At 70.1% G+C, this 25,028-nt stretch carries 18 protein-coding genes; 5 read left to right on the top strand and 13 right to left on the bottom strand.

Translation table 11 applies throughout. From position 1 onward, the window contains the following. Positions 1-65: 65 nt before the first annotated feature. From FMP39_RS04815 to FMP39_RS04835, 5 genes are all read right to left on the bottom strand, one after another. Positions 66-599: an OmpA family protein gene (locus tag FMP39_RS04815; protein ID WP_141588816.1), complete on the bottom strand. Its 534-nt coding sequence runs from the start codon at positions 597-599 to the stop codon at positions 66-68. Positions 600-688: 89 nt separating this feature from the next. Next, complete coding sequence (locus FMP39_RS04820) at positions 689-2,062, bottom strand: sigma-54 dependent transcriptional regulator (protein WP_141588817.1); 1,374 nt, start codon at positions 2,060-2,062, stop codon at positions 689-691. Next, entirely contained in the window at positions 2,052-4,166 is a 2,115-nt protein-coding gene (locus FMP39_RS04825) for a nitrogen regulation protein NR(II) (protein WP_194858238.1), read from the bottom strand. Before FMP39_RS04825 ends, FMP39_RS04820 begins: the two co-directional genes overlap by 11 nt. Before the next feature lie 243 nt (positions 4,167-4,409). Further along, positions 4,410-5,204 carry a DUF3014 domain-containing protein gene (locus FMP39_RS04830; RefSeq protein WP_228557675.1) on the bottom strand — a complete coding sequence of 265 codons (795 nt, stop codon included), beginning with the start codon at positions 5,202-5,204 and terminating at the stop codon, positions 4,410-4,412. 194 nt (positions 5,205-5,398) lie between these two features. Continuing rightward, positions 5,399-6,016: a DUF2378 family protein gene (locus FMP39_RS04835; RefSeq protein WP_141588820.1), complete on the bottom strand. Its 618-nt coding sequence runs from the start codon at positions 6,014-6,016 to the stop codon at positions 5,399-5,401. 282 nt (positions 6,017-6,298) lie between these two features. Here FMP39_RS04835 and FMP39_RS04840 point away from each other — a divergent pair, with 282 nt between their 5' ends. Beyond that, positions 6,299-9,037, top strand: coding sequence for a bifunctional acetate--CoA ligase family protein/GNAT family N-acetyltransferase (locus FMP39_RS04840; RefSeq protein WP_194858239.1), 2,739 nt, complete (start codon positions 6,299-6,301; stop codon positions 9,035-9,037). A gap of 130 nt (positions 9,038-9,167) precedes the next feature. Here FMP39_RS04840 and FMP39_RS04845 read toward each other — a convergent pair whose 3' ends face one another. Further along, complete coding sequence (locus FMP39_RS04845) at positions 9,168-9,761, bottom strand: DUF4142 domain-containing protein (protein ID WP_228557676.1); 594 nt, start codon at positions 9,759-9,761, stop codon at positions 9,168-9,170. 1,495 nt (positions 9,762-11,256) lie between these two features. Between FMP39_RS04845 and FMP39_RS04855 the strand changes: the two genes are divergently transcribed. Then, positions 11,257-13,806 (top strand): RNA helicase, encoded by a 2,550-nt coding sequence (locus FMP39_RS04855; RefSeq protein ID WP_090494154.1) that lies wholly within the window; start codon positions 11,257-11,259, stop codon positions 13,804-13,806. A gap of 6 nt (positions 13,807-13,812) precedes the next feature. Here FMP39_RS04855 and FMP39_RS04860 read toward each other — a convergent pair whose 3' ends face one another. Continuing rightward, entirely contained in the window at positions 13,813-14,307 is a 495-nt protein-coding gene (locus FMP39_RS04860) for a hypothetical protein (protein WP_090494152.1), read from the bottom strand. A gap of 251 nt (positions 14,308-14,558) precedes the next feature. Here FMP39_RS04860 and FMP39_RS04865 point away from each other — a divergent pair, with 251 nt between their 5' ends. Continuing rightward, positions 14,559-17,228, top strand: a complete 2,670-nt coding sequence (locus FMP39_RS04865; protein ID WP_141588822.1) for a phosphoenolpyruvate carboxylase — start codon at positions 14,559-14,561, stop codon at positions 17,226-17,228. A 33-nt stretch (positions 17,229-17,261) separates the two neighbouring features. Beyond that, a complete protein-coding gene (locus tag FMP39_RS04870; protein ID WP_141588823.1) occupies positions 17,262-17,975 on the top strand; it encodes a hypothetical protein in 714 nt (237 codons plus the stop codon). A 14-nt stretch (positions 17,976-17,989) separates the two neighbouring features. Here FMP39_RS04870 and FMP39_RS04875 read toward each other — a convergent pair whose 3' ends face one another. Both FMP39_RS04875 and FMP39_RS04880 read right to left on the bottom strand, forming a co-directional pair. Then, the gene (locus tag FMP39_RS04875; RefSeq protein ID WP_141588824.1) at positions 17,990-19,264 is read right to left on the bottom strand and encodes a GDSL-type esterase/lipase family protein; all 1,275 of its coding nucleotides are present in this window, start codon (positions 19,262-19,264) and stop codon (positions 17,990-17,992) included. 123 nt (positions 19,265-19,387) lie between these two features. After that, positions 19,388-20,263 (bottom strand): hypothetical protein, encoded by an 876-nt coding sequence (locus tag FMP39_RS04880; protein WP_141588825.1) that lies wholly within the window; start codon positions 20,261-20,263, stop codon positions 19,388-19,390. Positions 20,264-20,471: 208 nt separating this feature from the next. Here FMP39_RS04880 and FMP39_RS04885 point away from each other — a divergent pair, with 208 nt between their 5' ends. Beyond that, positions 20,472-20,837, top strand: a complete 366-nt coding sequence (locus FMP39_RS04885) for a TIGR02266 family protein (RefSeq protein ID WP_228557678.1) — start codon at positions 20,472-20,474, stop codon at positions 20,835-20,837. A 45-nt stretch (positions 20,838-20,882) separates the two neighbouring features. Here the strand turns inward: FMP39_RS04885 and FMP39_RS04890 are convergent, their stop codons facing one another. The 4 genes from FMP39_RS04890 to FMP39_RS04905 all read right to left on the bottom strand — a co-directional run bounded on the left by FMP39_RS04890 (position 20,883) and on the right by FMP39_RS04905 (position 24,800). Continuing rightward, positions 20,883-21,284: a GNAT family N-acetyltransferase gene (locus FMP39_RS04890; protein ID WP_225887811.1), complete on the bottom strand. Its 402-nt coding sequence runs from the start codon at positions 21,282-21,284 to the stop codon at positions 20,883-20,885. A 208-nt stretch (positions 21,285-21,492) separates the two neighbouring features. Beyond that, positions 21,493-22,551 (bottom strand): alpha-ketoacid dehydrogenase subunit beta, encoded by a 1,059-nt coding sequence (locus tag FMP39_RS04895; protein WP_141588827.1) that lies wholly within the window; start codon positions 22,549-22,551, stop codon positions 21,493-21,495. A 3-nt stretch (positions 22,552-22,554) separates the two neighbouring features. Beyond that, positions 22,555-23,565, bottom strand: a complete 1,011-nt coding sequence (locus FMP39_RS04900; protein WP_141588828.1) for a thiamine pyrophosphate-dependent dehydrogenase E1 component subunit alpha — start codon at positions 23,563-23,565, stop codon at positions 22,555-22,557. 125 nt (positions 23,566-23,690) lie between these two features. Further along, positions 23,691-24,800, bottom strand: a complete 1,110-nt coding sequence (locus tag FMP39_RS04905) for a M50 family metallopeptidase (RefSeq protein WP_228557677.1) — start codon at positions 24,798-24,800, stop codon at positions 23,691-23,693. Positions 24,801-25,028 lie beyond the last annotated feature (228 nt).

Genomic DNA, 25,028 nt, shown 5'->3' on the forward strand with positions numbered 1-25,028 from the left:
CCTGGTGTTACCGGAGCGCATTCCGGGAACAGCGTACCGGGGAGGCCCGACAGACTTCCTGCGGCTCAGCGTGTGGCCTGCTCCTGGGAGGAGAACGTGAACTCCGCGCGGCGGTTCTTGCGGAACGCCTCTTCCGTCTGGGTGTCGGTCAGTGGCCGCTCTTCGCCGTAGGAGACGATGGAGAGCTGCTTGGGCTCCACGCCGAGGTTGCGCAGGTAGTCGCGCACCACCGCCGCGCGCCGGTGGCCCAGCGCGATGTTGTACTCCGTGGTCCCCAGCTCGCAGGTGTGGCCCGACACCGTCACTCGCGTCAGGGGCCGCTCCCGCAGGCCCGTGGCGAGCTGCGCGAGCATGTCGCGCGACTCGGGCCGCAGCGTGGCCGAGTCGAGCTCGAAGTACACCGGCTCGGCGGACAGAGGGCTCATGGCCCGGCGGGCCGCGTCCTCGTCGTCATCGGAGGTCCGGTTGGACGTTGCCGCCGTGGCGGTGGGGCTGTGCTGCCGGTCCGGCAGGTTGTCCGTGACGGAGGACGTCTTGGGCTTCGAGGCGCAACCAACCAGACTGACCGCGGCGAGGAGAGACAGGAGGGTTCGGTTCATCCCCTGTTTCATCTACAAGGCCCGTGCCGCGCCCCCGGCCCTCTGAGACATCTCAACCCTGGCCCGCTCACCGTTGCAGCGTGCCCAGGTCAGCGTTGCGGATTGCCTTCCGCGCGCTCGCGCCGGTGGATGGTGGAGACGTCGATGCCGAGCAGCTCGGCCGCCTTCGTCTTGTTCCCCCCGCACCGGGCCACGGCCCAGGCGATGTACTCCGTCTCCAACTGCCGCAGGGGAACGATGGTGCGCTGTGCCGCGGCCAGCGGGTGGTTCTCCTGGCTGGTGTCCGAAGGCAAATGGGGGCGCAGTTGCGGCAGATCCACCACCTCCGTCGAGCCGAGCACGACCAGCCGCTGCACCAGGTTCTCCAGCTCGCGCACGTTGCCTGCCCAGGGCAGGGCCCCCAGCGCTGCCAGCGTCTCCGGGGAGAACCGCTGCACGACGGAGCGCGGATTGCGCGCCTTGGCCTGCTGGAGGAAGTGCTCGATGAGCGCGGGGATGTCCTCGCGGCGCTCGCGCAGGGGCGGCAGCCGAAGCGTGACGACGTTGAGCCGGTAGAAGACGTCCGCGCGGAAGCGGCCTTCCTTGACGCGCGTCTCCAGGTCCTGGTGTGTCGCGGCCACCACCCGCACATCCACCGTGCGCGAGCCGTCCGCGCCCACGGCCCGCACCTCGCCGTCCTCCAGCACGCGGAGCAGCCGGGCCTGGAGCTCGGGGGCCATGTCGCCAATCTCGTCCAGGAACAGCGTGCCGCCGTCCGCCTCGACGAAGAGGCCACGCCGGGCCGTGGTGGCGCCGGTGAAGGCGCCTTTGACGTGGCCGAACAGCTCACTCTCCAGAAGCGCGTGTGGCAGCGCGGTGCAGTTGACGGCCACGAAGGGGCCCGCGCGCCGGGTACCCTCGAAGTGCAAAGCCCGGGCGACCAGCTCCTTGCCGCTGCCGCTCTCGCCGCGCACCAGCACCGGGGCGCCGGACCAGGCCACCCGCTCAATCAACGCGTAGAGGTCGCGCATCGCGGCGCTGCTGCCCACCAGGGCGCCCAGGCCCCCACGGTCCGCGGCCTGCTGCTTGAGCGTGCGGTGCTCGGTGCGCAGGCGGCGCTGCTCCAGCGCGCGCTCCAGTGACAGGCGCACCTCGTCCAGCCGGAAGGGCTTGGTGAAATAGTGGAACGCGCCGCGCTTCATCGCCTCCACGGCGCTCTCCACGCCGCCGAAGGCCGTCATCATCACCACGGGCAGGTCCGGGTCCAGCTTGCGCGCGGCGTCGAGCACGTCGAAGCCGTCCACGTCCTGCATGCGCAGGTCGCACAGCACCGCGTCGTAGACGCGCGCGCGCAGCTGGGCGATGGCATCCGCGCCGCCGGTGGCGATGTCGACCTTGTAGCCGTCGTCCGTCAGCGGTTCCTTCAACATCTGCCCCATCTCGACGTGGTCGTCGACGACGAGGACCCTGGCTCTAGACGACATGTCGCTCCTCTCCGGCGGGTGCCGCGGCGGGCCAGCGCACGGTGACGCGGGTGCCTCGCTCTGGCGCGCTGTCCAGTTCGATGCGGCCTCCGTGGTTGCGCACGATGTGCGCAACCATCGTCAGGCCCAGTCCGGTGCCCTGGCCGCGCTTCTTGGTGGTGAAGAAAGGGTCGAAGACCTGGTGGACATGGCGGGGGGCGATACCGCAGCCGTTGTCCTCGACGTCCACGCGCACCATGCCCCAGGCTCCCGGTGCGTCTCCGGTGTCCATGCTCGCGCTCAGCCGGACGCGTCCGCCGGCCCCGCACGCGTCACACGCGTTGAGCACCAGATTGATGAGCACCTGCTGGAACTGGTCGGGGTCGGCCGCCACCGCGGGCGCGGGCGAGGCGACCGTCACCTCCAGCTTCAGGCGCCGCCGCTCGGCCTCCATCCACAGCAACTCCCGCACGCTGTGCACCAGGGGCTCCAGCGGGACTGCCTGCGCGTCCGCGGGCTGGAGCCGGGAGAAGTCGAGCAGCTGGCGCAGCGTCCGGCTCACCCTGTCTATCTGCCCGACGATGGTGCCCAGGCCGGCCGCCTGGGGGTGGTTGCGTCCCAGCTTCTCCTGCACGTACTCGGCCCGGCCGCGGACGATGCCCAGCGGCGTGCCAATCTCATGAGCGATGCCCGCCGCCAACACGCCCACCGTGGCCAGCTTCTCCGCGCGCAGCAGTTGTCCTTCCAGTGCGCGCAGGCTGCTCAGGTCCTCGATGACGACCAGCGTGTGGACCTCCGGCGTGTTCGGCTCCAGCGGCACCGCGTGGACGTTGTACTGGCCGGGCTCTTCGAAGAGGCAGAGCGGTTCACCGTGGAGGCTGCGCACCCGGCCGTCGCTCATGGCCGCGTGAACCAGGTCCTCCAGCCGCTGGATGACGGGGGCCTGGGCCTGGGGAAAGGCCGCCGTCAGGGGCTGGCCCACGACGTCCGCCGGCATGCGGGCGCTCAGCGCGCGGTTGGCGGCGGAGATGTGCCGGGTGGAGGAGAGCGCCAGGACCCCGGTGGGGATGTTGTCGAGAATCTTCTGCGTCTTGTCGTGCAGGTGCGCCAGCCGCTGCGCATGGAGCTGGCTGTCCCGCAGGGCTTCCGCCCGGCTGCGCGCGAGCACCACGTACACACCGAAGGCGATGAGGAACCCGGAGACGAGCACCGCCGCCAGCGACAGGCGCAGCACCAGGCCGCGCTCATGGCTCCGGAGCACGCGCGTCGACGCGAGCGTCGCCACCGGCCAGGCCGCGCCATTCTTGAACCGCACCGGGCTGAAGGTGGCCACCACCTCCGAGTCGCCCAGGCCGAGGTGGGCGGCCTCCTTGCGCTCGATGATGCGCGTGCCGGACTCACCCGCGCGAAGCGCCCGCGCCAGCGCCGCGAGGCCGGGCGTCTGGTGGCCGTCGGTGTCCAGCCGCCGGTACCTGTCCGCCAGGTTCGGGTGGGTCAACGCCGTCGGCGTTCCATGGACACCCAGCACCAGCAGTTGCGTCTCCGAGTCCGACGCGAGCAGCTTCAGCGGGGCGAAGCGCGGCTCGGCGTCCACCAGCACCACGACGACGCCGCCGCTGTCCTGCGCGTCCTCCGGCAACGCGGTGGCGAAGGCGCGCAGCCAGCCCGATTGGGCCCGGGGAAGGGGCGGGGATGAGATGACGTGGCCCGGCGGATGACTGCGGGCCTGCGCCACGGTGAGGGCCAGGTCCTCCGCGGTGAACTGGTGCGTCATCGCCGCCGCGCTGCGCCGGTCCACCAGTCGGAGCCTTTCCTGTCCGTCCGTTCCGAAGACGAGGATGGCCTTGTACTGACCCACCGCCTCCAGCAGGGCGCGCATCTCGCGCCGGTGCTCCTCGGCGGTGCCCGGCTGGGCCAGCAGCTCGCCCGCGAAGCGCAGGTCCTCCTCCGCGCTCTCCAGGGCGGCGGAGACGCCGCGCACGGCCTCCAGCAACTGCGCCTGTCGCTCGCGGGCCATCTGGTCCACCAGCGCCTGCCGGTCGCGCTGCATGAAGTGCAGGACGCCCGCGATGACGCCGGAGAGCATCAGACACAGCAGCAGCACGGGGAGGACAGGCAGGCGCATGAACACGGGAGGCAGGGGCGACACCGGCGCGGGGGCTCCGGTGCTTGCCGGGCCTCCACGCCGCCTGGCAGCGCTTCGTCCCGGAGGAAAGCTCCTCCGGTAGCAACGCCCGTGCCCCCCGGCTTGTGCCTCTGCGCGGAGGCGGCGCTCCATGGCGAAGCGCCGCAATCTGCATGGCCCCCGTTGCATCCTGCCAGGGCCCGCGCGGGTGACGCGCGCTGGCGAAGGCAGGCGGTGACCGCCTCAGCGGCGGGACGCCTGCTGGGTGAGCTGCTGGGACGCCTCGCGCACCTTGCCCTGGATGCGGCGGAGGTTCTGCGGCCCCATCCGCAGCAGGTGCTTCTGCGCGGCCGTCAGCCCTTCGAGCTTCGGGTCGGCGTAGACGAACATTGCGCCCTTGGGGACCACCTCGACGTCACCGTCGATGACAGGGACGGCGAGCACCTGCTCGAAGGCGAGGTGGAGCGTGGCGTCGAAGGTGCTTCCGGGGCGAGCCGTCTCCATGTGGAGGCGCTCGGCCAGGTGACGCACCTCGCGGTAGGTGGACACCAGCACGCCCATGTCGAGCGAGCCCACCACCTTGCCGATGACGTCGTAGCGCGCGTAGCTCTGCTTTTCGATGACGAGCTTGCCGGCCTTGCGGCGTGCCTCGAAGGTGCCGGCCGGAGCGAGGAAGCTCACCGCCTCGCGGGGGCTGTCGCCATGGGCCACGTTGCCCACGACGGTGACGAAGCGGCGCAGCAGGGCCTGCTCCTTCAGCCACGTGGCGAACTCCGGCATGAGCGACGCCCGGGCGAGCCGTGTGCGCAGCAGCGCGTCCATCTCCGAGGAGGAAGGCAGCGGCGGCTCCGCGCGCGGCGCCAATCCGGGGTGGGATGGCTTGGGGATGACCGCCATGGAGGGATGCGGCAGCTCCGTCGCCGACTGGCGCAGCACCAACCACGTGCCCACGCCCGCGAACAGCATCACCAGCGCCGCCACGCCCACGCCCCAGTGCATCCGGCGCTGGGACTTCGTCACCACTTCAGGGTTGCTCATGCGTCCATCCTCCAAGGGATGCCGCATGGGATTGCAGCCGCGATGCCAGCAGAACCGCGCCGCCGTGAAGCCGCGCGGTTCCCTCTGAGACGTGGGCCGTCGTGTGGCTCCGGGGCCACGCTCGGCTGCCTTGCGAGCGTGGCGTGCTGCGCGGCATCCCGTGGCGAAGCGCCACGGGGCGCGCAGGGGGATTGCTACGCGCGAGGCCGGGACGCGCCCGAGTCGTCATCCGTGGCGGAGAGGGCGGCCTCGGCTGGGGCCTCGGACCAGCGGATGTGGAAGGTGGCCGAGGTGCCGTCGAACTCCTCGGGGATGCTGACCACCCTCCACCCGCCGCACAGCTCCACCGCGCGCGCCAGCAGGCCCGCGGAGAAGGTGGGCAGGTCCGCCAGCACGTCGTTCATCCGCAGCTCCACCGAAGTGGGGCTGCGCTCGACGATTTCGACCACACTGAAGTTGTTGCCGGCGCGAAAGCCCATGCCCGCGCGAAGCAGCATCCGCCGCGGCCCGGCCAGCCGGACGACGCCCAGCAGGGCCCGGCCGAAGAAGGTGCCGAAGTACGCGTCCATGAACCGCTCGCCCAGCGAGTAGTAGGCCGCCTCGGCGGGGACGCCGCCGTAGACGTGGCCGGCGGCGATTCGGAGGAACTCCTTCCACTGCTCCAGGGTGTAGGCCCGCTCCAACTTCTGGTCGAGCTCCAACCCCGCCCGGCGCAGGTGCTCACGGCACGCCGGAGTGAGGCGGTTCTCGAGGGCGCGCACGAAGAGCGCCTCGACGGTCTGGTTGAAAACAAGCTTCTCGGAAGGAGTCATAGAGGCGCCCCGTATACACCGGGCGGGCCGTGGGATGCTTGCCTACCGGTGAAGGTTTGTTCAGTGAAACTGTCAGCGAGTGTCAGAACGACCTGCGTCACGTACTGGCTGTCAGAGCGACATGTGGGTGACACGCGCAGGGCGCACCTCCTGGTTCCTTGACGGGGAGTGCAGTTATTCCAGTTCTATCCCATTCGCGCGAGGACCTGGGAGGGGGGCGTCCCCGGGCAGGCACGAGAAGGCCATTGCGCCCTGGCGAGCCCGGCCGCAATGACGGAGGCCATGGACACGCGCGCCCCTGGTACCTCGAAGACGGACCCGTCCTACAACGTGCTCCACCAGCAGCGGACGCGGCTGCCGCTGGACGTCCTCTTCGCGCCGCGCAGCGTGGCCGTCGTCGGGGCCACCGAGCGGCCCGGCAGTGTGGGGCGCACCGTGTTGTGGAACCTCATCAGCAACCCCTTTGGCGGCACCGTCTACCCCATCAACCCGAAGCGGCCCAACGTGCTGGGCATCAAGGCATGGCCGTCCCTGGGGGCCTTGCCGGAGCGGGTGGATCTGGCCGTCGTCGTCACGCCCGCGCAAGCGGTGCCCGGCGTCATCCAGGAGTGCGCGGAGTTGGGCATCCGGGGCGCCATCATCCTCTCCGCGGGCTTCAAGGAGATTGGGGCGGAGGGGGAGCGCCTGGAGCAGGAGATCCTCCGCATCGCGCAGGCGGCCCAGGTGCGCATCATTGGCCCCAACTGCCTGGGGGTGATGCGCCCGCCCAGCGGCTTCAACGCGACGTTCGCCGGCGCCATGGCCCGGCCGGGCAACGTGGCCTTCATCAGCCAGAGCGGCGCGCTGCTGACCTCCATCCTCGACTGGAGCCTGCGAGAGGCGGTGGGCTTCAGCGCCTTCGTGTCGGTGGGCTCGATGCTGGACGTGGGCTGGGGCGACCTCATCGACTTCCTGGCCGACGACCCGATGACGCGCTCCATCCTGCTGTACATGGAGTCCATTGGCGACGCGCGGGCCTTCCTCTCCGCGGCGCGCGAGGTGGCGCTCACCAAGCCCATCATCGTCATCAAGGCTGGCCGCACGGCGCAGGCCGCGCAGGCGGCGGCGTCTCACACGGGCTCGCTGACGGGCAGTGACGAGGTGCTCAGCGCCGCCTTCCGCCGCACCGGCGTGCTGCGCGTGGATTCCATCGCCGACCTCTTCTACATGGCGGAGACGCTGGCCCGGCAGCCGCGCCCCGCTGGCCGGCGCCTCACGGTGCTCACCAACGCGGGCGGCCCTGGAGTGCTGGCCACGGACGCGCTGGTGTCGGGGGGCGGTGAGCTGGCCACGCTCAGTGCGTCCACGCTCCAGGCCCTGGACGCCTTCCTGCCGACGCAGTGGAGCCGCGGCAACCCGGTGGACATCCTGGGAGACGCGGACCCGGAGCGCTTCGCGAAGGCGCTGGAAGTCACCGGCCAGGACGAAGGCAGTGACGGGCTGCTCGTCATCCTCACGCCGCAGGACATGACGGAGCCCACGCAGACGGCGGACCGTCTCAAGCCCTACGCGAAGCTGCATGGCAAGCCGGTGCTGGCCAGTTGGATGGGCGGCTCGGAGGTCGCGGCCGGGGAGCGCATCCTCAACGATGCGGGCATCCCCACCTTCGGCTATCCGGACACGGCGGCGCGCATCTTCAATTACATGTGGCGCTACACGTACAACCTGGCGGGCCTGTATGAGACGCCTTCGTTGGCGCAGGCGGTGAGCAGCGCCCGGGACGACGTGCGCCAGTGGGTGGAGTCAGCACGCGCGGAAGGGCGGACGCTGCTGACGGAGTACGAGTCCAAGAAGCTGCTCGCCGCGTATGGCATCCCCACCGTGGAGACGCGGCTGGCGGTGACGGAGGACGCCGCGGTGGCGGAGGCCGCGGCCCTGGGCTTCCCGGTGGTGGTGAAGCTCCACTCGCTCACGGTGACGCACAAGACCGACGTGGGTGGCGTGCGGCTGAACCTTCCGGATGCGGAGGCCGTGCGCGCCGCCTTCCGAGACATCCGGACGCGGCTGGAGGCGATGGGGCAGGGGAGCGCGTTCGACGGCGTCACCGTGCAGCCCATGGTGCGGCTGGATGGCTATGAGCTCATCGTGGGCAGCAGCGTGGACGCGCAGTTCGGTCCGGTGCTGCTCTTCGGCGCGGGCGGGACGTTGGTGGAGGTGTTCAGGGACCGCGCGCTGGGGCTGCCGCCGCTGAACACCACGCTGGCGCGGCGGATGATGGAGCAGACGCGCATCTACGAGGCGTTGAAGGGCGTCCGGGGCCGCCCGCCGGTGGACCTGAAGGCGCTGGAGCAGCTCATGGTGCGCTTCAGCCAGTTGGTGGCGGAGCAGCGCTTCGTGAAGGAGGTGGACATCAACCCGCTGCTGGCCTCGCCCGAGCGGCTGCTGGCCCTGGACGCGCGCGTGGTGCTGCACCCGGCCTCGGTGACGGAGGCGGAGCTGCCGAAGCTGGCCATCGAGCCGTACCCGAACCAGTACGTAGCGCCCTACCGGCTGCGCAGCGGCGAAGAGATTCTGCTACGGCCCATCCGCCCGGAGGACGAGCCGAAGATGGCGGAGTTCCACCGCACGCTGTCGGAGCAGACGGTGTTCCTGCGCTACGCGGGGCTGATGCAGCTGAGCACGCGCGTGGCGCACGAGCGACTGTCCCGCATCTGCTTCAACGACTACGCGCGGGAGATGGCGCTGGTGGCGGAGCGCAAGGATGGAGAGCTGCTCGGCGTGGGCCGGCTCACGCGGCTGCGGGGCACGCGCGACGCGGAGTTCGCCATCCTCATCAGTGACCCGGTGCAGCGGCAGGGGCTGGGCGCGGAGATGCTGAAGCGGCTGGTGGACATCGGCCGGGACTGGGGCATGGAGCGCATCGTCGCGGACATCCTCGCGGGCAACCGCGCCATGCAGACCATCAGCCGGAAGCTGGGCTTCTCCATCCTCCAGCACGAGGAGCTGTCGCCGGACATGGTGAAGGCCGTGAAGGTGCTCTGACGCGCGCTGGAGTCGGGCGTTCACCATGTCGTCGCCCCCTGAGACAGGGGGCATTGTCCGGACGCCGTCACGCGCGAAACGCCGTCACGCCCGGGGCTGCGACTCCCGGGCGGACGGCTGCGCGTCGTGGCTATGGCTGCTTCGCGTTGAAGAGGGTGGTCTGGATGTTCGAGGCCTCCTGGAGGTGGGCCTGGACCGTCTTCCGAATCGCCATCAGCTCATCCTTGAGCGCCGGGTTCTGAACTTGCATCGCGAGCAGAGAATCCCCCAGCAGGGCGGTACCGGCATGGGCGGCGACCTGCGCATCCATCACCGACAGGTCGAAGGCCGGGGCCTGCGTGGCGCTCACCAGGTCGATGGTCTTCTGGGCCGTCTGCTCGAGGTGCTCCGACACCGGGCTCTCCGCGGGCGCGATGCCCTGGGCCATGGCCAACTGCTCCAGGCGCTGGATGACCTCTGAGTGCATGGTGACCATGCGTGCGTTGAAGTCACGTGCTGTCGGGTCGGTGGCCTGCGCCTGGCCCACCTGGCCCAGCATCACCTCTCCCGCGTTGGCCACCAGGAGCACGCCAAGAATCTGGCCGTCCGTGAGCGTCACTGGCTGGCCCGCGGCCGCCTGCTGGGGCCCCAGTGTGGTCTCGCTGGCGCTGCTCTCTCCGCAGCCGGCGAACATCACGGCCGTCCCCACCATCGCCACACCCAACATCGCTCGTGTGATTCGCATGACTGTTGTCCCCCTCAACTGCTGTTCAGCTGAACGTTGGGCAGTTGAAAAGCACACCGCCATGGCCGGGAAGCACGAGCGAGATGTGCACGCGACAACGCTTCGGTGGACGGGGGGACAGCCCGTGGCGGCGCAGCAACTCGTAGAAGTCCGTGCGGTTGCAGCTGGCCATGCGCGCGCTCCTCGCCCGTGCCGGATTCGCCCAGCATCAGCACCGTGGCTTCCGATGGCGCAACCCGGGCGATGCGCTCGCGCACCATCGGCGATGGCGGGGCCTGCGCACCGCGCGCGAGCTGTCGGATGTCGTCCTGGCGGGCCGAGGCGGCCGGGTCATCGGGGTGGGGGCGGCGTCGAGGTACTGCTCCAGGCAGCCGGGACGTGGAGGGGCACCGGGCCGCATGCGCTGATGGCGTCGATGAACGACGTGCTGGAGGAATTCAGGCAGCAGGGGCGCAGGCCCCGGTCATCCAGACGATGCAGCCGACGCCGTAGGCCACGTCACCTGGGTTGGAACGCGCGGGATGGGTGACACGGTCCGCTCATCCCGTTTGCTGTTCGAGGCAGGCGACACGCGCTCCGGCCGTTCCTCCAGCGCGATTGCAACGCGCGTGGCGGCGTCAAAGCCCCAGCCTCCCACCGGACCGCGAACCTCCCTAGCCGCTGCCGTCGCCGGACGCGCTGCCGCCGCCACGGGCACCGTCCAGCCCCCCACTTCCCCAGGGCCGAGCCACCCGCGCTGCTGCCTCAGTTGGGCAAGCCCGTGGCTCCACCCGGGCCACTGCCTCCTTGGCCGGTGCTGCTGCCGCCCCCCGTCACGCTGTTGCCGCTCGACTGGCTGTCCCCACCGGTGGCGCTGTGGCCCCCCGTGAGGCTGCCCCCTCCTCTGAAGCCACCTCGGCCACCGCCGCTGCCACCACTGGTCCGGCTGCCGCTGTCCCGCGGGCCGCTGCCGGGGGTGAATGCGCTCGCGCCTGGAGTCTCGCTCCGGCTGCCGGTCCCTCCGTGGGCTCCCGTGCCTCCCGTGCCGGTGTCGGCGTGGCCTGGTGCCGGGCCCGGCCCTGCGCCAGCATTCCCGCCGTCATCCGTTGGAGTCGTGGCGGGTGGGGGACCGCCTTCCAGCCCCGCGACAACCGGGGCCTCGGCAACATCGGCCGCGTCCACCATGGGGGCCCGTCGCTGCTCACAGCCGCTCCAGAGGCAGGGCGCGGAAGCCAGACCTCCCAGCAGCGCCGCGCGCTTGAGGCGCGTCATCTTCTGTCTGACGGTTCTCCGCATCCCCACCCCCCTGACTTCAGTCCAGGGTCAACGGTACGGAGCGGGCCGGGGCCCGGGTATCGCGCCCCCGGACCTTGCGCCCGGAGACTCGCGGACACCCCTCCAGGGGGCCTTCCCCCGGCCCTTCCGTGCGGGAAGGGGGCGCCTGCCGTCACGCCGCGTGCCGCCGATTGCGATTTTCCCGGTAGGGGCCGGGCGCGCCGCCTATTGTCCACGGGTGATGGCCACCCCTGAAACCCAAGCTCCGCTCGCCGCACTGCTCCCCAAGAAGGGCGAACCGCCCCTGGACGCGGATGAAATCCTCAACCGCTTCGTCGGCTACGTGGCGGCCAATGGCTTGAGCCTCTATTCCGCCCAGGAAGAGGCCATCCTGGAGCTGCTGGCGGGCAAGCACCTGTTCCTCAAGACGCCCACCGGCTCCGGCAAGTCGCTGGTGGCGACGGCGCTCCACTTCAAGGCCATGGCGGAGGGGAAGGTCTCCTTCTACACCTGCCCCATCAAGGCCCTGGTGAACGAGAAGTTCTTCGCCCTCTGCGACGCCTTTGGCGCGGAGAACGTGGGCATGCTCACCGGCGACGCGAGCATCAACCGCGACGCGCCCATCATCTGCTGCACCGCCGAAATCCTCGCCAACCTGGCCCTGCGCGACGCGAGCGCCCGCGTGGACTACGTCGTCATGGACGAGTTCCACTACTACTCGGACCGCGAGCGCGGCGTGGCCTGGCAGTTGCCGCTCATCGCGCTGCCGGACACCACCTTCCTGCTGATGTCCGCCACGCTGGGCCCCACGCACGTCATCGAGGAGAGCCTGGCGAAGCTCACCGGCCGGGAAGTGGCCACCGTGCGCAGCGCCGAGCGGCCCGTGCCGCTGGACTTCGACTACCGCGAGTCGCCGCTGCACGAGACGATTGAAGACCTGATTGCTCGTGGGAAGTACCCCATCTACCTGGTGAACTTCACCCAGCGCACCGCCGCCGAGCAGGCGCAGAACCTGATGAGCGTGGACTTCTCCACCAAGGAGGAGAAGGAGGCCATCCGGCTGGCGCTCCAGGACGCGCCCTTCGACACGCCCTATGGCAAGGAGTTCCAGCGCTTCCTGCGCCACGGCATCGGCATGCACCACGCCGGCCTGCTGCCCAAGTACCGCCTGCTGGTGGAGAAGCTGGCCCAGCACGGGCACCTCAAGGTCATCAGCGGAACGGACACGCTGGGCGTGGGCGTCAACATCCCCATCCGCACAGTGCTCTTCACGCAGCTCTTCAAGTTCAACGGCGAGAAGCTGACCACGCTGAGCGTGCGCGACTTCCAGCAGATTGCCGGCCGCGCGGGCCGCAAGGGCTTCGACACCCAGGGCAGCGTGGTGGCCCAGGCGCCCGAGTACGTCATCGAGAACATCAAGCTGGCCGCCAAGGAGGCGGCGGGCAAGAAGAAGACGCCCAAGGCCAAGCCGCCGCAGAAGAACTTCGTGCAGTACGACCGGAGCACCTTCGAGCGGCTCCAGAACGGCATGCCGGAGCCGCTGGAGTCCCGCTTCGCGGTGTCGCACGGCATGATTCTCAACCTGCTCCAGAGCGACCACCAGACGGAAGGCAACGGCGGGTACAAGCGGCTGGTGACGCTGGTGCAGCGCAGCCACGACTCGGACTACCTCAAGCGCCGGCACCTCAAGGAGGCCGCGCGCGACTTCCGCACGCTGCGCGAGGCGGAAATCATCGAGGTGGAGAAGGGGCAGGGCGGCTCGGGGGCCACGGTGAAGGTGGCGGGGGAGATGCAGCACGACTTCAGCCTCAACCACACGCTGTCGCTGTACCTGCTCGACACGTTGGAGCTGCTGGACCCGACCACGGACACGTACGCGCTCGACGTGGTGTCGCTGGTGGAGGCCATCCTGGAGAACCCGGACGTGGTGCTCTACGCGCAGCTCAACCAGCTCAAGGGCGAGAAGATCAACGAGCTGAAGGCGCAGGGCGTGGAGTACGACGACCGCATGGCGGAGCTCGAGAAGCTCGAGTGGCCCAAGCCCAACCGCGACTTCATCTACGGCACCTTCAACAAGTTCGCGCAGAAGCACCCGTGGGTGGGCGAGGAGAACATCCGGCCCAAGTCCATTGTCCGGGACATGTTCGAGCGGTTCATGTCCTTCCCGGACTACATCCGTGAGTACGGCCTGCAGCGCAGCGAGGGCGTGCTGCTGCGGTACGTGAATGACACGTACAAGACGCTGGTGCAGACGGTGCCGGAGCGCTTCCGCACGGAGGAGGTGGAGGACTTCATCGACCACCTGCGCGCCACGCTCCGGCAGGTGGACTCCAGCCTGCTGGATGAGTGGGAGCGCATGCGCAACCCGGACGCCGCCGTCGAGGCGAAGCCGGTGGTGGAGCTCAAGCCGAAGGAGCTCACCGACGACCCGAAGGCCTTCGCCGCGCGCGTGCGCGAGGAGCTGCACCGGCTGCTCAAGGCGCTGGGCCAGAAGCGCTACATGGACGCGCTGGCCATGCTGGACAACGCGCTGGGCGAATGGACGGCCCCCAAGCTGGAGCAGGCCATGGCGCCGTACTTCGAGGAGCACAAGGTCGTGGTGCTCACGCCCCAGGCGCGCAAGCCCGCCAACACCTTCTTGAAGGAGTCCGGCACGCGGCTGTGGGAGACCCAGCAGCGCATCATCGACCCGGAAGGGCACGGCGACTGGATGATTGACTGCGAGATCGACCTGCGGGACAGGCGCCTGGATGAAGGCCCCATCCTGATGCTCCGCCGCATCGGCGTGTAGCCCGGCTCAGTCCTCGGAGGCCGGTGTCTCCGAGGGACGCGCCGCCGACAGCGACTCGGGCTCCGGCGGCGTCAGCTCACTCACCTCCAGCCCGCCGCCCGCGCCTGGCGTGAGCACCATCCGCCATTCGCCCGCGGCCAGCACCACGCGGTCCGTTTCACAGCGCACTTCCAGCCCCGCGTCCTCGACGGTCCACGAGCCCGCCCACACCGTCGTGAGCGACTCGCAGCCGGCGTCGTCGCACGCCTGCGTCTCCGCCACCCACACCCGGCCCTCGGGCGCGGCGGGGCAGGACACCGGCTCCGCGTAGCGAAGGACGGGGCCGTCCACCTCGCCCGGGCCCGCGTCGGGGAACATCGGCTCGGAGGGGAGCAGCTCCGCGCCACGCGCGGCCCTCGCCTCCCTCGGCACCCCGTCGAGCATCGCCGTCTCGGCCAGGGCCACCGGCGCGGCCAGCCAGCCACACAGCAACGTCACCTTCCACCCCCGCATCGTCCACATGGCGACAAGCTCCTCGGCCGCGGTGTCGTTCGCGGCCCACGAGAGGCCTGTTGTGCAAGGCCTGGACCGGGCGGGTGTGTGGCTCAGGAGCCACGGGGCCGGGTGGCTTTCGGGCGGTGGCGCGTGCTGGCGCGTTTCGAGGCCGAGTCGCTCGGGAATGACAGACGCATCGCCGTGATTCGCGGGCGCACGTCACTTTCTCGCGCGGAAATGCGGGCCAGTTCGCTGCTCAGCGGCTACCGTCGCACCATATGGCCCGACTGCGTGCCGTGGATCAGCCGCTGCGCCGGGATGTCCGCCTGCTTGGCCGGCTCCTGGGAGAAGTCCTCGTCGAACAGGAAGGGCAGGCGCTCTTCGACCTGGAAGAAGAAGTGCGCCGCCTCGCCATCCAGCGCCGCCGAGGCCCCGTGGCCGGCCGGCGCGCGGTGGCGGCCGAGCTGGCGGAGGTGCTCCAACGCCTGCCGCTGGAACGGGCCGAGCCGGTGCTGCGCGCCTTCTCCGTCTACTTCCAGTTGGTGAACCTGGCGGAGCAGCACCACCGCATCCGCCGCGCCCGCACCCACGCGGAGGTCGCGTCCGCCAGGCCCCAGCGCGGCTCGCTGGAGGCCACGCTGCAAGTGCTCAAGGAAGCGGGCATCCCCGCGGAGCGCGTGCGCGAGGCCATGCGCACCATGCGCGTGACGCTGACGCTCACCGCGCACCCCACGCAGGCCGTGCGCCGCACGCTGCTGGAGAAGCTCTACCGCATGGCGGGCCTGCTGGAGGAGCGGGACCGCTGCGAGCTGACGCCGCGCGAGTCCTCGGTGAACCTGGCGCTGCTGCGCGAGGAAATCACCCTCCTGTGGCAGACGGATGAGCTGCGCCGCGAGCGCCCCACCGTGGGTGACGAGGTGAAGAACGTCCTCTGGTACGTGGAGGAGGTGCTCGCGGACGAGCTGTCCCTGCTGCCCGAGCTGCTGGACTGGGCCTTCGAGCGTGCCTACGGCGAGCCGCTGGGGCCGGTGGACACGCCCGTGCGCATCCACTCATGGGTGGGCGGGGACATGGATGGCAACCCGCTGGTGACGCCCGACGTGTTCGCGGACACGCTGCGCGCGCACCGGGCCCGTGGACTGCGGCGGTTGCTGCTCGACCTGGAGCGGTTGGGCGGGCGGCTGTCCCAGTCGGCGCGTCACGCGAAGCCGTCCGAGGAGCTGCTGAGCTCGTTGGCGAAGGACGCGGAGGAGCTGCCCGACACCGAGCGCCGCTTCGGTCCCCGCACCCCGGGCGAGCCGCTGCGGCACAAGCTGCGCTTCATGGAGGAGCGGCTGCACCGTGCGCTCCACTACGTGACGCAGCAGCGCGCCGGGGTGAGCGTCCCCATGCCGCAGGGCGCCTACCGCACGCCGGAGTCCTTGTTGGCGGACCTGGACGTGCTGGGCCGCGCGCTGGAGGCGTCGAAGGGCACGCACGCAGGCCTTCGCGACGTGCGGCAGGTCCGGGAGCGGGTGCTCGCGCTGGGACTGTCGCTGGCGGAGCTGGAGGTGCGCGCGCCGGCCGAGGACGCGGTGAGCGCGGCGGGCTCGTTCAACGGGGGCCCGGCGCCGACGGAAGGTGGGGCGCGGCTCCTGGAAGTGCTGGCGCGGCTGAAGGAAGCCCAGTCGGAGTCGGGTGAGTCCGCGTGCCGCACGCTCATCCTCAGCATGGCCAGCACCGCCGAGGACGTGCTCGCGGCCTTCCGCTGCTTGAAGCACGCGGGCCTGTGGGACGAGAAGCGGGGCTGCGCCACGGCGAATGTGGTGCCGCTGTTCGAGCAGCTGGGCGCGCTGGACTCGGGCCCGGACGTGCTGCGCACGCTCTTCGCGGACGCGGAGTACCGCAAGCACCTGGACGTGCGCGGTGGCCAGGAAGTGATGGTGGGCTACAGCGACTCCGGCAAGGAGGTGGGGCTCCTGGCGGCCAGCGCGGCGCTGTACCGCGCGCAGGTGGCGCTCACGGAGGTGTCTCGCGAGGCGGGCGTCCCGCTGCGACTCTTCCACGGCCGCGGCGAGTCCGTGGCGCGTGGCGGTGGTCCCGCGCAGGAGGCGATTCTCGCGCTGCCGCAGGGCGCGGTGGCGGGTGGCTACAAGGCGACGGAGCAGGGCGAGGCGCTGGACCACAAGTACGCGCGCCCGGAACTGGCGCGCCGCACGGTGGAGCTCATCCTGGGCGGCGTGCTGCTGCACACGCTGGATGCGCAGCCGCGACCGGAGCCCGAGGCCGAGCGCACCTTCCGCACCGTGTTCGACACGCTGGCGGAGACGGGGCGCAAGGCGTATCGCGCCCTGGTGTGGGAGGACCCGCGGTTCCTGGAGTTCTTCACCGCCGCGACGCCGGTGGAGGAGATTGCGTCGCTGCCCATCGGCTCGCGCCCCAGCAAGCGCAGGGCGGGAGGCCTGGACACGCTGCGCGCGATTCCGTGGGTCTTCGCCTGGACGCAAAACCGAGCCATCCTCCCGGGCTGGTACGGCGTGGGCTCGGCGCTGGAGGCCTTCTCGAAGGAGGAGGGTGGGGCGGCGCAGCTCAAGCGCATGTACCAGGAGTGGCCCTTCTTCCGCGCCGTCATCGACAACGTCACCATGGTGCTGGCGAAGTCGGACATGGCCATCGCCGGGCGTTACGCGTCGCTGGCGCCGCCCGCCACCCGTTCGCTGTGGCGGCGCATCCAGCAGGAGCACCGGCGCACGCGCAGGCAGGTGAAGCGGCTGACGGGCGAGTCGAAGCTGCTCGACAACAACCCGCAGCTCCAGCGCAGCATCTCCCTGCGCAACCCCTATGTGGACCCCATGTCCTTCCTCCAGGTGGAGCTGCTCAAGCGCAAGCGCGAGGGCCAGGCGGAGGTGGATCGTCCACTGTTGCTCACGCTCAACGGCATTGCCGCCGGCATGCGCAACACCGGGTAGGCTCCGCGACGTCGGACATTCGAGGAGACGGCGATGGCCAGGGAGACGTTCAGCGTGGTGGAGGTCAACCCGGCGCACCGCTTCGCGCGGCTGCGGCCCGAATCGGGCGGGCCGCTCCTGCACGCGGGGCTGTACCCGGAGGAGGAGGCCCCGGAGCCGCAGCTCCAACTGCGTGAAGGGGACCGGGTGGAAGGCCAGCGGCGCGGGCAGTCGGTGGCGGACTGGGGCTGGGTGTCCCGCGCCGAGCCGCCCGCGGACGTGGTGGAGCGGATGGGCGAGCTGCTCGCGAAGTTGGAGAAGTACGAGCTGCGCGTGCCCGCCACGGCCTATGACCTGGCCGAGCACCACTGGCGCCAGAGCCGCGCCAACCCGCTGCACCTGGAGCTGCTCGCGCAGTTGCCCACCTTCTTCGACTGGGAGCTTTCCCACCCCTACGACGACGGCGCGCTGTTGGAGCGGCTCCAGGCCGCCATGCAGCCGTACCTGCCCGGTTTCGAGGTGACGCCCCAGCCAGGCCGCGCCGCCTTCCGCCTGGAGCTCGGTGGACAGGACGTGCCGGCACCGGAGGGGAGCCGCGAGGCCCCCGTCTCCACCTTCGAGCCGCTGCTCCTCCAGGTGAACCGCCTGCTGGAGGGGGCCGGGGCCCCGGTGCGCTGGGTGCCCACGGAGGACGACTGGATTCTGGCGCCGCCGGGGCTCGCGGAGTTGCTGGTGCTCCACGGCGTGCTCGGCTCGCGCCAGGGCTGAGCGCGGGGGCGCGGCTAGAGGCCGCTCTCTTCGCGCAGCACGCGCGCGACTTCGTCCGCCATCACCCGGTGGCCTTCGATGCTGGGGTGGATGCCGTCCACCTCCAGCCCGTCGAGGAACAGGTGCACGTTCGCGGGCTGGCGCGTCACCGCCTCCAGGTCGATGATGTCCGGGCCGGCGCCGCCGCCGCGGAGCCACGAGTTGAGCTCCAGCCGCTGGGTCTTCACCACTTCGTAGGGCGCGTAGTTCGACTTCTCCTTGGGCAGCAGGGTGCTGACCCAGGTGCGGCAGAAAGGCGCGAGCCGGCCCAGCATCGTGTTCATCCGCGCCTGGATGACGGACAGGGAGTTCTTGTCGCCCAGGTCGTTGGTGCCCAGCAGGACGATGCAGTCGGTGATGCCCTGGAGCGCCAGCACCTCGCCGTCGAGCAGCGCCAGCGCGTCGTAGAAGCCCTGGCCACTCACGCCCGCGTTCACCACGGGCACGCCCAGCGCGGCCTCCACCTTGGCGGGCCAGGCGTTGCGCGTGTCGTTCTTCGTGTCGATGTAGCCCTCGGTGATGCTGTCGCCAATGGCCACGAAGGCGCGGCCCGTGGGACCTTCCACGTCGACGGTGGCCACGCCGACGGCGCGGTCGAACAGGGTGCCGCCCAGCGCGCCCGTCACCAGCGCATGGTTCCCCGCGCGCGCGAAGCTGCCTGGGAAGGCGCTGATGGCGCTGGCCGCCAGCGCGCCACGGACCTCGAAGGTGATGGCCAGCTCGTCCCGGAACGCCACCGGGAAGTCCACCGGGTCTGACGTCTTCCGCGAGCGCGCGTCCACGGTGAAGCCCTCCGCGCCATCGAAGGAGAGCGTCACCGGCGGGGACGCCAGCGCTCCATTGGCGCCCGCCTGGGCCACGGTGGCACGCACCAGCGTCATGCTTCCGTCGCCCGAGCGGAACGTCACGCGGATGCGCCCGCCGTCACGCGCCACCGGCACGCGCATGCGGAAGGTCGTCACGCTTCCCGCGGAGTGGGACGCGCGGAGCGCTTGATGGAAGCCCGGTTGGAACGAAGTCGCCGGCGGCGCGAAGGGCGGCACGGCCTGCACTTGCCGCCCGTCGTTCAGCACCAACACGGGCGCGACTTCCAGTGACGCGTCCGGCGCGTTCTGCTCCATCGTGGAAGCGCGGCTGTCGTCCTCTGGGGGCAGGTCGCTGTCGGGTGAGTCCGTCACGCTGCCAGCACACGCCAGCAGCGCGCTGCTCGCGCACACGATGACCTTCCGCCACACAGGCTTCATTCCCATTCCCATCCCTCCCGGCTTTGCAGGATGCACACCACACCGTGCCCTGCCAGCCGGCCGTCTGGGAACCCTCCTCCTCCGAAGCCTCGTCTGCCTGGCCGCCCGCCACAGCGACCGGCCTGCTGTCTAAGGAACGCAAGCCCCCACGCCTGGGTTGCCATCCAATGCGCGGCAGCTGCCCGTAGAGCAGGCGGGCGTGCCACCGGGCTGACAGAGCGGGCGGCAGGTGAGGCCGCCTCCCGCATTCACACACGCGCTTCCCGGCGCGCATTGATTGCTGAAGTCGCACGACTGCCCCTCCGTCCGATTGCCGCTGCCCGCGCACAGCGGGCCTGACGTGGACGGGTAGCAACTGAGTGGCGCCTCGCAGTCCTCGCCAAAGGGGTTGCACACCCTGGACGGCGGGCCGCAGACCAGCGGCAGCTCGTCGGTGCCTTCCAGGCGGAGCACGGTATTGCACTCGCTCGCGTTCCCACATTGGGTCGTGGCATGGCATAGGCGCTGGCAGGTGAATCCACTCCCTGTGCCGTCAGGCGCCTCGCGGCAGAACAATCCTGGCCGGCAGGTGTCGTAGGCCAGGCCCCCGTCACCAGGCGCCAGCGTGCAGGGCGCGCCTTCGTCCGCGGTGCCCGGGGCTACGCAGCGCCGCTGGGTGACGCCATTCTCCATCGCATACGTGCAGCGCTCGTCTTGGGCGCAGTCCTGGGCCACCACGTCGCACTCCGCTTCGAAGCAGCGGCTGCCGGTGCCGCCGTCCGCCAGGTCCGCGAAGTAGCAGTCCTGGCCGTCGACACAGCCTTCCTGCCGCGCCACGTTGCAGGCGAAGTCCCGCGCGCCGCCGTCCGCGTCCGTCCCGCCACCGTCCCCGGTGGGCGTTCCGCCTCCATCGGTGCCCGCGTCCTCCTGGCCGCCGGGGCCCGGCCCGTTGCCGCCATTGCAGGCCGCGGTCCAGAGGGCCAAAGCCAGGGTTCCAGTCAACACATAGAGGCGGTCCACACGCATTCCAGAGCTCTCCCGGGGAAGTCTCCGAGGACATAGGCACCCGAATTCGATAGAGGGGGCCTCTTGAATCAGGCGTGGAAAGCAGCGGACACTTGGCTGACGCCCAGGGCCTGGAGGTTGGCTTGGCGCGTCGCCCTGTGGAACTGTGGGTGTGGGAAGCAGCGTGGTGTTCGCCAGGAGCGTCGAACGTGGGGGCTATTGGGTGCGTATGACAACCAAGGCGGCGGATGACATGGAGAACGGGGATCCAGCCGCATACGCGAACCGGCGGGCGGATGAGCGTGTGGCGGCGCGGTTCGAGGTTCGCTTCAACCAGACGCAGGACGCGGCGCGGGCGCTGCGTGCGTACTCCATCAACATCTCCGCGGGCGGCCTGTGCCTGCTGACGCGGAAGTCCTACGACGTGGGCGCCCACGTCCGGTTGTCCATGGCCATTGAAGGCGAGGAGTTCCACCTCACCGGCGTCATCGCCTGGGTGCGCGACGAGGCCGAGGCCATTGGCGTGCGCTTCACGGACATGAGCGACGAGGACCGGGCCCGGCTTCAGCGCGTGGTGGACAGCTTCAAGCGTTAGCGGACAGGGGCACCGCGAATGAGGGTGCCCGCCGCCTCGCCGCGGTCAGCGCTGGGATTCCGTATCGACGTGGCGGAACACGCCCGAGTCGATTTCGGTGAAGCCACACGCCGTGTAGAAGTTGCGCGTCTCCGGCGTCGTCGTCATGGGTGAGACGAGCTGGAGCTGCTTCGCGCTCAGCACCTTGCAGCGCTCCAGAATCTGCCGGATGAGCGCGCGGCCCACGCCGCGACGACGCCAGGTCTCCGTCACCACCAATTCGTCGATGGTGCCCACGCGTCCGCGCAGCCGGAGCTGGGGACGGTGGGAGAAGGACACCATGCCCACGGGCCGGTCCTGCGGGTCGCCTGCCACGAAGATTTCAATCTCCGGATGGCTGACGACCCAGTGGACCGTCTGCTGGTCCGTCCCCTGGGGGTAGCCCAGCTCCTTGAGGAGCGACGCCATGGCTTCGGCGTCACCCCGGCGGGCGCGGCGGATACGGAAGGCCGGCGCATCAGCGCCAGCGACGGGAGTGGCTGTCCGGAAGATTGGCTGTGACAAAGCCTTTGGAGTCTAACGAATGGGCCGCCATCCCTCCAAAGAGGAATGGCGGCCCGGGGTGCTTCCCTCGTGAGACAAGGGGCTCACGAGCAGGCAATTGTGGGTGTCGCTCTTACGGCTGCTCGCTCGCGAGCGACCGGATGGCGGTGGTGATGTCACCCAGCTGCGGCACCGACGCCATCTCCAGCGCGTCCGCCAGGCCGATGCCCGGCAGGAACTTGCCGGCCAGCAGCCGCGGCGGGGCCAGCAGCGAGTAGAACAGCTCCTCCACCGTGCGGCGCACCAGGTGCTCGCCGAAGTTCGTCACCTCGGTGTCCTCGTTGACGAAGAGGACGCGGCCCGTCTTCTGGACGGAGGCCTTGATGAGCTCCCAGTCGTACGGCCACAGCGAGCGCAGGTCGATGACCTCCGCGCTGATGCCGTCCGCGGCCAGCGTCTCCGCGGCCTTCGTGCACAGGGGCAGGGTGCGGCCGTAGCTCACCACGGTGAGCTGCGTGCCCTCGCGCACAATCTTGCCCTTGCCGAAGGGCACCGCGTACGCCTCCAGGCCCGTAGGCCACTGCGGCTTCCACTGGGAGCGGTCTCCCAGCGGCGCGTCGATGAGCTTCGACAGCGCGCGGTCATCCTCCGGCTCGCCCGGAATGCGCTCCTCGCCCTTCACGCGCAGGAGCGCCTTGGGCTCCAGGAACATGACGGGGTTCTTCTCCTGGCACGCGGTGATGAGCAGCCCGTACGCGTCCAGCGGCGTGGAGGGCATGACCACCTTCCACCCGGCGATGTGGGTCATCGTCGCGTCGAACGAGTGCGAGTGGTAGATGGACCCGCGGATGCCGCTGCCCACCGGCGTGCGCACCACCATGGGCAGGTTCCAGTCACCCAAGGTGGACCAGCTGGTGTTGCCCGCCAGCTTCAGCAGGTCGATGGTGTTGTAGACGTAGTCGCAGAACTGGATCTCCGCCACCGGCCGTCCGCCGGCCATGGCGATGCCCATGGCCGCGCCGATGATGCCGCGCTCGTCCAGGGGAGAGTTCCACGTCGTCTTCAGACCCTGCGTGCAGGTGAAGACGCCGCCCAGGGGGGCGCCCACGTCCTCGCCGAAGATGTCGGTGACGCCCAGGTGCTCCTCGGCGTAGTGCAGGGCCATGCGGATGGCCTGTGCCATGTTCGCCATGGGTTACTTGTCCTCCGCGTAGATGTGCTTCCAGATGGATTCGGGGTCGGGCTGTGGCTCGTCGCGCACCTGTCGGGCGGCGGCGGCCATCTCCTCGGTGTACCTGTTGCGCAGCGCGTCCATCTGCTCTCGCGTCAGGACGCCGTCCTTCTCCAGCTTCGCCTCGAAGTCCGTGAGGCAGTCGACCTCGTTGCTCACGTAGTTGGCACCGGAGGCGGACGAGTGGCCGTACAGGCGCGACACGTTGGCCTCCAGGAGGAAGGGCTTTCGCTCCGTGCGCACGTAGGCCATGGCCTCGCGCAGCTCGGTGTAGGCCTCCACGGCGTCGTTGCCGTTGATGGTCTTGCTGCGGATGCCGAAGGCCTTGCCACGGTCGCTGATGCGCTGCTCGCCGTGCTGGCCCTCCGCCGCCGTGGAGATGCCCCACTTGTTGTTGGTGACGATGATGAGGATGGGCAGCGGGTTGACGGGGCGGCTGCTCCACACCAGGCACGAGGCGAAATCGCCCTCGGCCGTGCCGGCGTCGCCACCAGTGACGATGGTGATGCCGTCACCGCCGTGGCGCTTCTGCACCATGGCCGTGCCCGGGGCGATGGCGTACTGGACCTCGATGGGCGAGGACACCGGCGCCACGTTGTACTTCCGGGCGGAGTAGTGGCCCGCGAAGTTGCGGCCGCCCGAATACGGGTCCGTGGCCGTGTTCTTCATCTGCCGCAGGGAGCCGATGGGCTCCTCACCCAGCGCGAGCAGGGTGCCGGACTGCCGATAGTGCGCATGCAGATAGTCGAAGTCGGGGCCCTGGCCCTTCTTCATGAGCAGGCCCAGGGAGACGTTGAACGCCTCCTCGCCGGGGCCGCCAATCCAGAAGTATCCGTGGCCCTGCTTGTACATCTGGATGAGGCGCTCCTCGAGGACGCGCGTCTTCACCATGAGGTCATGGATGCGGACCAGCAGCTCCCGCTCGAGCGGCGCGGACGCTTCTGAGGATTCTTTGATGAGTCGGGGACGAGACACGCGCGACCTTCCTCTGGCTGGAGGGGACGCCCCTATAACCCGGATACGTGCTTCCCGCTCAAGGCAGTTGATGGGCCGCCTGTCGGGACGTCAGGCGGAGAGCACCTTCTGGCGCGGCGCGGCAATCAGCGGGGCTCATCCGTGGCAGGAGTCCGCCCGTGCCGCAGCGCGGTAATTCGCTCGGTGAGTGTGGCCTCGCTGGCCGTCCCGGCGTGCTCGGAGATGAGGGCCAGCGTGTCCTCGGACAGCTGCCGGGCGTGCGAGCTGTCCAGCAGCGAGGCCAGCTCCTGGAGCCGCCCGGTGTGCAGCAGCGCCAGCACCAGGGCATGGCCGGTGCGCGGCAGGGGCGCCTGCGTGAAGGCGGATTGGAGCGAGCCCACGGCCAGCTCCGGCAGCCCGTTGTCCAGGAGCATCTCGCCCACCAGGGCCGGGTCGTGAGGGCCCTCCAGGTCATCATCCGCGTCGGCCGCGCCTGGGGAGCGGGGCGTTCCGCGCAGCTCGTCCATCAGCTGCTCGATGGAGATGGCGCCCGCCGGTGCCGCCTGGGGCTTTCGGACCGCGCGGGGGAGGGTGAACCGACGCTCGGCGGGGCGCCGCTTCGGGGTGCGGCGGAGCTGCTCGAGGTTCATCACCCCCAGCACCATCGCCAGCATCCCCATCCACAGCTGCTTCGACCAGATGGCCAGCCCCAGCACCACCACCGCCGTGGCGATGCCCACGCCGAGCACCGCCCGTTCGTGGCGGTAGCCGCTGCGGGCGCGCACCAGGTCCGCCAGCAGATGTCCACCGTCCAGCGGCTGCATGGGCAGCAGGTTGAAGAGTCCCCAGCCGATGTTGACCCACAGGAACTGCCGCACGCCCTGGTCCGCCAGTCCGCCCGGCTCGCCCAGGGGAACGAGCTGCGACAGGCCCCAGATGAGTCCTCCCGCCAGGAAGCCGATGCCCGGCCCGGCGAAGCTCACGAAGGCCGACTGGTGGTGCGTGAGGTGCGCGGCGTCGTGGGTCTGGGTGGTGCCGCCCATGCCGTGCAGCTCGATTTGAGCGGGACAGCCGTAGCGGCGGAAGGCCAGCGCATGCCCCAGTTCATGGAGCAGCACCGACACGAAGACGATGCCCACCCACAAGGCGAGGCGCGCGGGCTCGGAGATGAGCGTCCAGCCCGTCATCAATGAGACGACGAAGAAGAGCGGATGGAGCCGGACGGGAAAGCCGGCCACGTGGAAGTGGGGCCGCATGGACACCCGACTGTAACGGGCACATCCGCACCGCGCCCGGCGAAGGGGGAGAGGCGCGGCGGACCCCGGGTGAATGACGCAGGGCTTCAAGCGGGCCATGACACTGGCATGACATGGCTTCAGTGACATGCCGGCCGGGGCGTCTTCCCCGGCGCGGCGTGGATGTGGGGACAGGGCCTCGCGAAGCACGAGAAGTGAGATAGAGTCTCGAAACACCCCTGTTTCCCC

It is taken from the genome of Myxococcus sp. AB056 (assembly GCF_006547365.1).
Lineage (GTDB): Bacteria > Myxococcota > Myxococcia > Myxococcales > Myxococcaceae > Myxococcus > Myxococcus virescens.